Source organism: Janthinobacterium tructae, assembly GCF_006517255.1.
In the GTDB taxonomy this organism is placed as follows: Bacteria; Pseudomonadota; Gammaproteobacteria; order Burkholderiales; family Burkholderiaceae_D; genus Janthinobacterium; species Janthinobacterium tructae.
The window spans coordinates 1,782,546-1,795,876 of record NZ_CP041185.1 but is presented as its reverse complement, the minus strand read 5'-3'; the positions used below and the strand labels follow the sequence as shown (position 1 = coordinate 1,795,876).

The 13,331-nt window shown below is 64.1% G+C and carries 2 protein-coding genes; both read left to right on the top strand.

The window, feature by feature from the left end:
* Nucleotides 1-345: 345 nt before the first annotated feature.
* Complete coding sequence (locus tag FJQ89_RS07890) at nucleotides 346-2,004, top strand: ShlB/FhaC/HecB family hemolysin secretion/activation protein (RefSeq protein ID WP_141169768.1); 1,659 nt, start codon at nucleotides 346-348, stop codon at nucleotides 2,002-2,004.
* Between the two features lie 31 nt (nucleotides 2,005-2,035).
* The gene (locus FJQ89_RS07885; RefSeq protein ID WP_141169767.1) at nucleotides 2,036-13,321 is read left to right on the top strand and encodes a YDG domain-containing protein; all 11,286 of its coding nucleotides are present in this window, start codon (nucleotides 2,036-2,038) and stop codon (nucleotides 13,319-13,321) included.
* Nucleotides 13,322-13,331: the final 10 nt, after the last annotated feature.

Sequence of the window (13,331 nt, the reverse complement as noted above, 5' to 3'; positions counted from 1 at the left end):
TGTCAGTGCACGAGCTACATAAGCAGTGTCAAATCATGGCTTGACGTATTTGCTTCACTCACCGCAGCGGCACGCTCGCGCCGGGCCGCTGCTGCCGTTGCCGTCAACGCTGGCGACCATACAAGACCGCTTGCCGTCAAAATCGACCGGAAACTGCCTGGTTGACGCGCAGTTTGAACATTTTGCGCGCCAAACTCGCCAGGAACGCGAATCTATGAGCACTTTTCTAATATAAAAAATAAAGATGGTCAGGTCGTAAAGCGGAACTGTTACAGTATGGGAACTATTAAATTAATTTTTGGCAACTTTGCCTCCCACCGCTGATGATGTATCGAGAGGATTCTTTTGCGCACCAAACTCCTGCCCCTGACTCTGCTGCTGTTGATCCAGAACGCGTACGCCGTCGATCCCCCCAGCGCAGGCAGCCAGCTGCAGCAGATTCCCGTCGCTCCCCAGTTGCCGAAGGCGCTGCCGGCTATCCGCGTGCAACAGGGCAATGTGCCGGCCACCACGGTGGGCGATACCACGCGCATCACCGTGCAGCGCCTGCAGGTGACGGCGCCGCCCGTGTTTCCTGAAAGCGAACTGATCGCCAGCACGGGTTTCGTGCCGGGCAGCGAGCTGACCCTGGGCGAGCTGCGCGCCATGGCGTCCAATATCGCCAGCTATTACCAGAAGCGTGGCTATTTCCTCGCGCAAGCGTATCTGCCCGCGCAAGATATCGAGGATGGCGTGGTGCAAATCAACGTGCTGCCGGGCCAGTATGGGCAAGTGCAGCTGCGCAACCAGAGCAATCTGTCCGACGGCCTGGCCGGCACGATATTGGCCGGCCTCGACGGGCAAGTGATTTCCACGCCGCCGCTGGAGCGGCGCTTGCTGCTGCTGTCGGACTTGCCGGGCGTGCAGGTCAGCTCGACCCTGGCGCCGGGCGCGTCCTTGGGCGCGTCCGACCTGATCGTCGAGGTGCAGCCGGGATCGCGCTTCAACGGCAGCATCGATGTCGATAACCAGGGCAACCGCTACACGGGCCGCAACCGCATCGGCGCCACCTTGAACATCAATGAACTGGCCGGCATCGGCGACGTGGCCAGCGTGCGCGCGTTTACCTCGGCCGACGGCTTGAACTACGGCCGCCTGGCGTATCAGGGGCAGGCCGGTTTGCTGCGCCTGGGCGGCGCCTACACGTATATGGATTACAAGCTGGGCAAGGAATTTGCCGTGCTCGAGGCCAAGGGCACGGCGAAGATCGCCAGCGCGTATGGCAGTTATCCGCTGATCCGCTCGCGCAGCAGCAACCTGTATGCGCAGGTCAGCTACGACGACAAGACGTTCCAGGATCGCACGGAATCGACGGGCACCGTCAATGACAAGACGGCCAGGGTGTGGATGCTGAACCTGAACGGCGACGCCAAGGATGGCTGGGGTGGCGGTGGCTTCAGCAATTATTCGCTGACCTACACCACGGGCAAGATCGACATCGAAACGCCGGTGGCGCGCCTGATCGACCAGCTGACGGTGAAGAGCAACGGTCACTTCAACAAGCTCGCCTTCAACGCGGCGCGCCTGCAAAGCCTGGGCGGCGAGACGAGCTTGTTCGGCAGCCTCAGCGGCCAGGCGGCGTCGAAAAATCTCGACGTGTCGGAAAAGATGGGCATCGGCGGCATGGGCGGCGTGCGCGCCTATCCGGGCGGCGAGGCATACGGCGACCAGGGTTACGTGCTGAATCTGGAACTGCGCCAGAACGTGACGGCGTTTACTGCGTTTCCCGGTCAGCTGCAGGTGCTGGCCTTTGCCGACACGGGCAGCGTCAAGCTCAATCGCAATGCGTGGAGCGCCGGCGAGAACCGCCGCACCCTGAGCGGCGCCGGCATGGGCGTGACGTGGACGGGCGCCAACGCGCTCGTGCTGAAAGCGTATTACGCACACAAGCTGGGCAATGCCAAGGCGACCTCCGCACCGGATGCGGCAGGCCGCTTCTGGCTGCAAGCCGTCAAGTACTTCTAATTAATACAAGCTAAAAAATCAGGACACCGCCATGAACCGCATCTACCGCTCCATCTGGAACCAGGCCACAGGCGCTTACGCCGCCGTTTCCGAAAACGTCAAATCCGCCGGCAAGCGTTCGATGCCAGGATGCAGCGGGGGCGGCGCGCATTTCGCCTTGACCAGCATGGCGGCGGCGCTGATGCTCGGCTACGGCAGTCTGGCGCTGGCCGGGCCCACGGGCGGCACGGTGGTGGCGGGCCAGGCAACGATCAACGGCGCGGCGGGCGCCACGGTGATCAAGCAGGGCAGCCAGAACGCCGTCATCAACTGGGCCAGTTTCAATGTCGGCAAGGGCGAGTCGGTGCAATTCCAGCAGCCCAACAGCAATGCGGTGGCGCTGAACCGCGTGCTGGGCAGCGATGGCACGACCATCCTCGGCAACCTGTCGGCCAACGGCAAGGTGTTTATCGTCAACCCGAACGGCGTGCTGTTCGGCCAGGGCGCGTCCGTCAACACGGCCGGGCTGGTGGCCTCCACCCTGGATATCAACAACGCCGACTTCATGGCAGGCAAGTACCAATTTAGCGGCAATGGCACGGGAAAAGTCCTGAACCAAGGCTCGATCAGCGCACCGGGCGGCTATGTGGCCTTGCTGGGCGCCAACGTGTCGAACGAGGGCACGATCCAGGCACGCCTCGGTTCGGTGGCCCTGGCGGCGGGCCGCGCCATCACGCTGGACGTGGCGGGCGACGGCTTGCTCAATGTCGCTGTCAACGCGGGCGCCGTGGGTGCTTTGGTCAACAATGGCGGCATGATCCGGGCGGACGGCGGCAGCGTGGTCTTGAGCGCGCAGGCGGCCGGAGACTTGCTGAAAACCGTCGTCAACAACACGGGCGTGATCGAGGCGCAGACGATAGACACGCGCGGCGGCACGATCAAGTTGCTGGGCGACATGCAAACCGGCACGGTGAACGCCGGCGGCACGCTGGACGCCAGCGCGCCCGTCAGTGGCAAGGGCGGCTTTATCGATACCTCGGCCGCGCATGTGAATATTGCCAAGGGCATCAATGTGACGACCAAGGCGGCCAATGGCCTGTCCGGCACCTGGCTGATCGACCCGGTCGACTTCACGATCGCCGCGTCCGGCGGCAATATGACCGGCACCGACCTGATGGTCGGCCTGAGCAATGGCTCGGTGCAGATCCAGAGCACCGACGGCACCGGCGGCACGGCCGGCGACGTCAATGTCAACGAAGCGATTGCCTGGTCGGCCAACAAGCTGACCCTGACTGCGCAAAACAATATCAACATCAACAGGCCGATGACCGGCACCGGCACAGCCAGCCTGGCACTCGAATATGGGCAGAGCGCCCTCGCGTCGAGCAATGCCTCGCATATCACGATCAAGGCCGAGGTCAATCTCCCCTCGGGCAATAGTTTCAGTACCAAGCAGGGCAGTGACGGCACCACCAAGGTCTATACGATGATCACTAGCCTGGGCGCGGCCGGCAGCGTCACTGGCACCGATTTGCAAGGCATGAAGGGCCTCATGTCGGGCAACTATGCGCTGGGCGCGAATATCGACGCCAGCGCCACGTCCAACACAGCCATATGGGGCACCAAAGGTTTTATCGCAATCGGCACCAATACTACGCCATTTACGGGGCAGTTCGAGGGTCTGGGCCACGTGATTACCGGCTTGACCAGTAGCAACAGCACGAGCAACGTCTCGGCCGCCCTGTTCGGTACGATCACTACGTCTGCGCAGATCCGCAATGTCGGCGTGCTTAACGTCAACCTGAGTTCCAGCGTGCCGGGCAGTGGTTCCTATGGTAATGTGGCAGGGGTTGTGGGTTCCAATTCTGGCTTGATCAATAATGCCTATGTGACCGGTACCCTGAGCACCCCCGGTTATGCGTATATCGGCGGCCTGGTTGGCAAAAACAGCGGCACCATCCTTAACAGCAGCAGCGCCGCCACGATCAGCGTCACCAACGCGACGCTCGATACCGTGATTGGCGGCCTGGTGGGCCTTGGCACCAAGGCCAGCAAGATCACCGGTAGTTACAATACGGGCGCCGTCACCGCTACCGCCAAGCATACCGGTGGCGGCCTGGTCGGCATCAATTACGGCGCCATTACCAACAGTTTCAATACTGGCGCGGTAGCGGTCGGCATCGACGCCGGCGGCCTGGTGGCCAGCAACCGTGGTTCGAGTGCCCTGATCAACAACAGCTTCAGTACCGGCGCCGTGTCGGGCAGCGGCCATGTTGGCGGGCTGGTGGGCTGGAGCACCTCCTCGTCGCAGATCAACAACAGCTATGCCACCGGCACGGTGACGGGCCTGGGCCTGGGCGGTCTTGCCAGCGCCAGCGTATCCACGGGTGGACTGGTCGGCAATAACCGCTCGTCGATCAGCAACAGTTACGCCACCGGCGACGTCACGGGCGCCACCAGCTCGGTGGGCGGCGTGGTCGGCGCCAACGGCACCAGCACTGCGGGCGCCTCGGTCACCAATGTCTATTCTTCCGGCAAGGTCACGCTGACCGGCACCGTCGCCGGCACCACGGTGGCAGGCGGCGTCATCGGCTTCAACAACGCAAGCGCGACGATCACCGGCGGTTACTTCAATTCCACCGTCAACTTGGGTTCCGCCATCGGCGGCGGCACTGGATCGCAGACCAAGGTGAGCGGCCTGAGCGCGACACAAATGCGCTCCGGCGCCAGCTTCGACAACTTCAGTTTCACCACCAATACCAGCCAGTCGGGCAACAACTGGGTCATGGTCAATACCGACGGCACGCTCAACAGCGCCGGCAACGCGACAGGCGCCACCGGACCGATGTTGTCGTCCGAGTACAGCACCACCATCAAATCGCCGCATCAATTGCAATTGATGGCGATGAACCTGGCCGGCAATTACACGCTGGCCCGCGACCTCGATGTGGCGGCCACCGGCACCACGGGCGACGTCTGGAATGGCGCCACGTTCGTGCCGGTCGGCACCAGCGCGGCGGCGCCATTCACCGGCACCTTCGACGGCGCCGCCCATGTCATTTCCGGTCTGGTGCTGAACCGTCCGGGCATCGACAGTACCGGCCTGTTCGGTGTAACCACCGGCACGGTGACCATCGGCAATGTGGGCCTGGACGGCGGCAGCGTCAACGGCGCCACGGATACCGGTACGCTGGTCGGCAACAACGCCGGCACCATCAGCGGCAGCTACAGCACCATGAGCGTGACCGGCACCGCGAACACCGGCGGCCTGGTCGGCAACAACAGCGGCACTGTCAGCAATAGCTACGCTTCGGGCGCGGTGACCGGCACCAATACGGTGGGCGGCCTGGTTGGCCTCAACTCCGGCGCCTTGACCAATAACTACGCCACCGGCGCGGTCACGGGCAGCAGCAATACGGGCGGCCTGGCGGGCGCCAGTACTGGCAGCGCCACCGGCAACTTCTGGGACACCGCCACCAGCGGGCAGGCCACCAGCGCCGCTGGCACGGGCTTGACCACCGCGCAAATGAAATCGCCGGCCACCTACACCGCAGCGCTCTGGGACCAGGCCAATACCTGGATTATCTACGACAGCAACACCTATCCCTTGCTGCGCGCCTTCATGACGCCGTTGCAGGTCAATTTTGCCTTGAACAACAGCAAAACCTATGACGGCACCAGCACCTTTACGGCCTCCGGTGTCACCGCCAACCGGTCTGGCGCCTATGCATCGCTGCTGGGGACCTTGAACACCGGCACGGCAGGCTACGCCGTCAACGTCGGCACCTACGCCATTACCGCCGGGGGCCTGTATTCCGGCCAGCGTGGCTATATCATCAGTTATGGCGCGGGCAGCGTGACTATCGACAAGAGGGCTGTGACCGTGAGCGGGATGACGGCCAGCGCCAAGACCTATGACGGCAATGCCACGGCCAGTCTGACGGGCGGTACCTTGAGTGGCCTGGTGGCAGGGGAAACCGTCAGCTTCTCCGGCCAGACCGGCGCGTTTTCCGACCAGAACGCCGGTATCGGCAAGAGCGTGACCGTGAGCGGCATCACGCTGGCCGACGGTGCTAACCTGGCCAGCAATTATTCGGTGAGCAATCCGACCGACGTGACGGGCGACATCACGCCCAAGGCGCTGACCGTGACGGGCGCGACGGCTGGCAACAAAGTCTATGACGGCAACACCAAGGCCACGGTCAGCGGCGGCGCATTGAGCGGTCTGGTCGGCTCGGAAACCCTGGGCCTGTCCGGCCTGTCGGGCGTGTTCGCCGACAAAAACGTCGCTAGCGGCAAGGGGGTGACCATCAGTGGCGCCACGCTGGCCGACGGCACCGGCCTGGCCAGCAATTACACGGTCGGCAATCCGACCGGCTTGACGGCCACTATCACCCAGGCCACCATCAATACTGTCAGCAACATCGTGGCCGACAGCAAGGAGTATGACGCTTCTACCTCCGCCACGGTCAGCAATGCCGGCGCCACCTTTGGCGGCATGGTCAATGGCGACGTCTTGAACGTCAGCGCCACCACCGCCGCGTTTGCCGACAAGAATGCTGGCAACGGCAAGACCGTCACCGCCAGCGGCCTCACCTTGGGCGGCACGGACGCGGCCAACTACAACCTGACCGCTGGCAGCGGCAGTGGCAGCGGCGCCATCACGCCCAAGGCATTGACAGTGTCCGGCGCCGTGGCTGGCAACAAGACCTATGACGGCAGCACGGCGGCGGCGGTCACCGGCGGCACTTTGAGCGGCATGATCAACGGCGAATTGCTCAACCTGGGTGCGCTGTCGGGCGCTTTCGCCGACCAGAACGCCGGCACCAGCAAGGCGGTGACGGTCACCGGCGGCAGCTTGTCCGACGGCGCTAACGGCGGCCTGGCCAGCAACTACACGCTCGGTGGCGTGACCGGCCTGTCGGCCGATATCACACAAAAAGCCTTGACGGTGAGCGGCGTAAGCGTTGCCAGCAAGAGCTATGACGGCAGCACCAAGGCGACCATTTCGGGCGGTACCCTGAATGGCCTGGTGATCGGTGAAACCCTGAGCCTGTCCGGCCAGAGCGGCGCATTCAATGACCAGAACGCGGGCAACGGCAAGGCCGTGACGGTGACCGGCGCCACCCTCGGCGACGGCACTGGCCTGGCCAGCAACTATACGGTCAGCAACGCCACCGGCGCGACCGGCAATATCACGCGCAAGGCGCTGACGGTGACCGGCGCGACAGCAAGCGACAAAGTTTACGATGGCGGCACGGCGGCCACCGTCAGCGGCGGCAGCCTGTCCGGCCTGGTCGGCTCGGAAACGCTGGGCCTGTCCAGCCTTGCCGGCGTCTTTGGCGACAAGAACGTGGCCAGCGGCAAGGCCGTGACGGTGACGGGCGGCGCGCTGTCCGATGGCACTGGCGGCGGCCTGGCCAGCAATTACACGGTCGGCGCGGTGACGGGCCTGAGCGCCAGCATCACGCCCAAGGCGCTGACCCTGAGCGGCATGACGGCCAGCGCCAAGGCGTATGACGGCAATACCAAGGCCAGCCTGACCGGCGGCACCCTGAGCGGCCTGGTTGCCGGGGAAACCGTGAGCGTGTCCGGCCAGACGGGCACCTTCAACGACAAGAACGCTGGCGCCGGCAAGGCGGTGACGGTGACGGTCGGTGCGCTGCTTGACGGCACCGGCCTGGCCAGCAACTATACGGTGACCGCGCCGACCAACGTTACCGGCACCATCACGCCCAAGACGCTGACCTGGACCAACTTGGCGGTGGATAACAAAGAGTACGATGGCAGCGAGACGGCCGCCATCAACAAGGGCAGCATCACCGGCCTGGTTAGCGGCGAAACGCTGGCGGCAGGCCCTACGGCCGCGTTTGCCGACAAGAACGCCGGCAATAACAAGGTAGTCACCGTCCACACCGCCCTGAACAATGGCAGCGGCGGTGGCCTGGCATCCAACTACACGCTGGCCGATACCTCCGTGACGGCCAGTATCAGCAAAGCCAATATCGGTGAGGTCAGTAACATCGTCGCTGGCAGCAAGGTATATGACGCCACGGATACGGCCACCGTCAGCAACGCCGGCGCCACGTTTGCCGGCATGTTCAATGGCGACAGCTTGAACGTCAGCGCGACCTCGGCCAACTTCATCGACAAGAACGCCGGCAGCGGCAAGGTTGTCAATGCCAGCGGCCTGACCCTGGGCGGGACCGATGCGGGCAACTACAATCTGACGGCCACTACCGGTACGGGAACGGGTACCATCACGCAGGCGCTGATCACCGGCGTGGCCGGTATCGCGGCCGCCGGCAAGACGTATGACGCCACGGATACGGCCACCGTCAGCAATGCCGGCGCCACGTTTGCCGGCATGTTCAATGGCGACAGCTTGAACGTCAGCGCCACCTCGGCCAACTTCATCGACAAGAACGCCGGCAGCGGCAAGGTTGTCAATGCCAGTGGCCTGACCCTGGGCGGGACCGATGCGGGCAACTACAACCTGACGGCCACCACCGGCACGGGCACGGGCAGCATCAGCCAGGCGCAAATTGCCAGCGTGACCGGCATCACGGCCGCCGGCAAGACGTATGACGGCACGGACGCTGCCATCTTGAACGCCGACGCTACCTACAACGGCATGTTCGGCGGCGACAGCCTGACGTTTACCGCCACCAAGGCCGCGTTCAGCGACAAGAACGCCGGCACCGGTAAAACCGTCAATGTCGGAGGCATCGCACTCGGTGGCGCGGATGCGGGCAACTACACCCTGGCCAGCAACATCGGCACCGGTACGGGCGATATCGCCAAGGCGACCATCACGGGTGTGAGCGGCTTTGCGGCTGGCACCAGGGTGTACGACGCGACCACCACGGCCACCGTCAGCAATGCCGGCGCCACGTTTGCCGGCATGGTCAATGGCGACAGCTTGAACGTCAGCGCGACCTCGGCCAACTTCATCGACAAGAACGCCGGCAGCGGCAAGGTTGTCAATGCCAGCGGCCTGACCCTGGGCGGGACCGATGCGGGCAACTACAATCTGACGGCCATCACCGGCACGGGCACGGGTACCATCACGCAGGCGCAAATTGCCAGCGTGAGCGGCATCACGGCCGCAGCCAAGACCTATGACGGAACGGACGCTGCCATCTTGAACGTCGGCGCCACCTACAACGGCATGTTCGGCGGCGACAGCCTGACGTTTACCGCCACCAAGGCCGCGTTCAGCGACAAGAACGCCGGCACCGGTAAAACCGTCAATGTCGAAGGCATCGCACTCGGTGGCGCGGATGCGGGCAACTACACCCTGGCCAGCAACATCGGCACCGGTACGGGCGCTATCGCCAAGGCCAATATCGGCGGCGTCAGCAATATTGTCGCTGGCAACAAGGTCTATGACGCGACCACCACGGCCACCGTCAGCAATGCCGGCGCCACGTTTGCCGGCATGGTCAATGGCGACAGCTTGAGCATCAGCGCCACCTCGTCCAACTTCATCGACAAGAACGCCGGCAGCGGCAAGGTTGTCAATGCCAGCGGCCTGACCCTGGGCGGGACCGATGCGGGCAACTACAACCTGACGGCCACCACCGGCACGGGAACGGGTACCATCACGCAGGCGCTGATCACCGGCGTGGCCGGTATCGCGGCCGCCGGCAAGACGTATGACGCCACGGATACGGCTACCGTCAGCAACGCAGGCGCCACGTTTGCCGGCATGTTCAATGGCGACAGCTTGAACGTCAGCGCCACCTCGGCCAACTTCATCGACAAGAACGCCGGCAGCGGCAAGGTTGTCAATGCCAGCGGCCTGACTCTGGGCGGGACCGATGCGGGAAACTACAATCTGACGGCCATCACCGGCACGGGCACGGGTACCATCACGCAGGCGCAAATTGCCAGCGTCAGCGGCATCACGGCCGCCGGCAAGACGTATGACGGCACGGACGCTGCCATCTTGAACGCCGGCGCTACCTACAACGGCATGTTCGGCGGCGACAGCCTGTCTTTCACCGCCACCAAGGCCGCGTTCAGCGACAAGAACGCCGGCACCGGCAAAACCGTGCATGTCGAAGGCATCGTGCTCGGCGGTACGGATGCGGGCAATTACACCCTGGCCAGCGATACGGCCAGCGGCACCGGTGCCATCACGCCGAAAGCGCTGACGGTGACGGGCGCGGCGGCAGGCAACAAGGCATATGACGGCACGCTTGCGGCGAGCTTGACGGGCGGCGCCTTGAATGGCCTGGTCGGCGGTGAAACCTTGTCGCTGTCCGGCTTGACGGGCACGTTCGCCACGCAAAATGCGGCCAGCAACATTGCCGTGACGGCCAGCGGCGCGAGCCTGCTTGATGGCACCGGCCTGGCCAGCAACTACACCGTCAGCAATCCGACCGGCTTGCAGGCCAATATCACGCCGAAGGAACTGACCATCGGTGGCATTGTCGCGGGCAACAAGGTCTACGACGGCACGCGGGCGGCCAGCCTGACCGGCGGCGCCTTGCACGGCCTGGTAGGTGATGAAACCCTGGTATTGTCAGGCACCACGGGGGTGTTCGGCGACAAGAACGCGGGCAGCAACAAAACGGTCACCGTCAGCGGCGCCAGCCTGGCCGATGGCACCGGCCAGGCCAGCAACTATACCGTCAGCAACCCGATCGGCTTGACGGCCAGCATCACGGCCAAGGCCTTGACTGTGACGGGCCAACTGGCCGGCAATAAAGTCTACGACGGCAATACAGTCGCCAGCCTGTCCGGTGGGGTGTTGAACGGCCTGGTTGGCGGTGAAACCCTGGTGATCGGCGGCCAGAGCGCGGCGTTTGCCGACAAGAATGCGGGCACGGCCAAAACCGTGACGGTCACGGGCACAGCCCTGGTCGACACGGCCAGCGGCCTGGCCAGCAACTACACGGTCAGCAACCCGAGCGGCTTGACGGCCAGCATCACACCGAAAGCTTTGACGGTAGCGGACCAGCTGGCGGTCAACAGAGTCTACGACGGCAATGCACAAGCCAGCCTGTCCGGTGGCGCCCTGAGCGGCCTGGTGGCCGGCGAAAGCCTGGGCATTGCTGGTCAAACTGCCGTGTTCAGCGACAAGAACGCGGCCAATGGCAAAGCCGTGACGGTGACGGGCACGAGCCTGGTTGATACCGCCACCGGCTTGGCCAGCAATTACTCGGTCAGCAACCCGACCGGTTTGACGGCCAGCATCACGCCGAAAGCCTTGACGGTGGCGGGCCAGTTGGCCGGAAATAAAGTCTACGACGGCAATGCAGAAGCCAGCCTGTCCGGCGGCGCCTTGAGCGGCCTGGTGGGTGGCGAAACGCTGGGCATTGCGGGTCAAACTGCCGTGTTCAGCGACAAGAACGCGGCCAATGGCAAAGCCGTGACGGTGACGGGCACGAGCCTGGTTGATACCGCCACCGGCTTGGCCAGCAATTACTCGGTCAGCAACCCGACCGGTTTGACGGCCAGCATCACGGCCAAGGCCTTGACGGTGGCGGGCCAGTTGGCCGGCAATAAAGTCTACGACGGCAATGCGCAAGCCAGCTTGTCCGGCGGCGCCTTGAGCGGCCTGGTGGGTGGCGAAACGCTGGGCATTGCGGGTCAAACTGCCGTGTTCAGCGACAAGAACGCGGCCAATGGCAAAGCCGTGACGGTGACGGGCACGACCCTGGTTGATACCAGTACCGGCCTGGCCAGCAACTATACGGTCAGCAACCCGAGCGGCTTGACGGCCAGCATCACACCGAAAGCTTTGACGGTAGCGGACCAGCTGGCGGTCAACAAAGTCTACGACGGCAATGCACAAGCCAGCCTGTCCGGTGGCGCCCTGAGCGGCCTGGTGGCCGGCGAAAGCCTGGGCATTGCTGGTCAAACTGCCGTGTTCAGCGACAAGAACGCGGCCAATGGCAAAGCCGTGACGGTGACGGGCACGAGCCTGGTTGATACCGCCACCGGCCTGGCCAGCAACTACACGGTCAGCAATCCGACGGGCTTGACGGCCAGCATCACACCGAAAGCATTGACGGTGGCGGGCCAGCTGGCTGGCAACAAGGTCTATGATGGCAATGCACAAGCCAGCCTGTCCGGTGGCGCCCTGAGCGGCCTGGTGGCCGGCGAAAGCCTGGGCATTGCTGGTCAAACTGCCGTGTTCAGCGACAAGAACGCGGCCAATGGCAAAGCCGTGACGGTGACGGGCACAAGCCTGCTCGACACGGCCACCGGCCTGGCCAGCAACTACACGGTCAGCAATCCGACGGGCTTGACGGCCAGCATCACACCGAAAGCATTGACGGTGGCGGGCCAGTTGGCTGGCAACAAGGTCTACGACGGCAATACGGCGGCGCAATTGTCCGGTGGCGTGCTGGCGGGCCTGGTGGCGGGCGAAACCTTGGGCCTGGCTGGCCAGATAGCAAGCTTTGCCGACAAGAACGCGGCCACCTCCAAGGCGGTGACGGTGACGGGCACGAGCCTGGTCGACACCATCACCGGCCTGGCCAGCAACTATACGGTCAGCAATCCGAGCGGCTTGACGGCCAGCATTACGCCGGCCAGCCTGCTGGTGCGCGCCACGGGCGCCGCGCCGCGCGTGTATGACACCAGCACCAATGCCAGCGTGACCCTGGCGGACAACCGTATCGCCGGCGATGTGCTGAGCATCAGTAATAGCGGCGCCAGCTTTGCCGACAAGAACGCCGGCGCCAACAAAACGGTGACGGTGAACGGCATTGCGCTCAGCGGTACAGACGCCGGCAATTACACGGTCAACGCCACGGCAACCACCACGGCCAGCATCACGCAGGCGGCCCTGGGGGTGAAGGTGGGCAATGCCGAGAAAGACCAGGGCAATGTCAATCCGGCCTTCACGGCCAGCTATACGGGCTTGCTGGGCAACGACACGCTGGCGAACGAGGTCAGCGGCAATCTGGCGTTCAGCACGCCGGCCACCATCGCTACGCCATCGGGCAGTTATCTGGTGTCGGCGGCCGGCCAGACGTCGACCAACTATGCGTTGACGTACACGCCGGGCGTATTGACCGTCAAGCCGACCGAAGCGCTGCAAAGCGCGGTGGCCAGCGTGATCGCGGCGGTCAATGTGGCGCCATCGCAGGGCAATATGGTGCAGGCTGATGTCGTGGCGAAAGGCGAAACCGTGACCAGCAAGGAAGACGCTGTGCAGGTGGTGGCGGAGCGCGGCCAGCCGGGGCAGGGCAGCACGCCAGTGGTGCTGACGACGGCATCGGTGAACAGCAATGTCTTGCCGGGCTTGCGCCTGAGTGTGGTCGATACGGGCCTGCGACTGCCTGTGGCGGCTGGCAACACCAGCATCGAAAGCCAGTAAGCGTGCATTA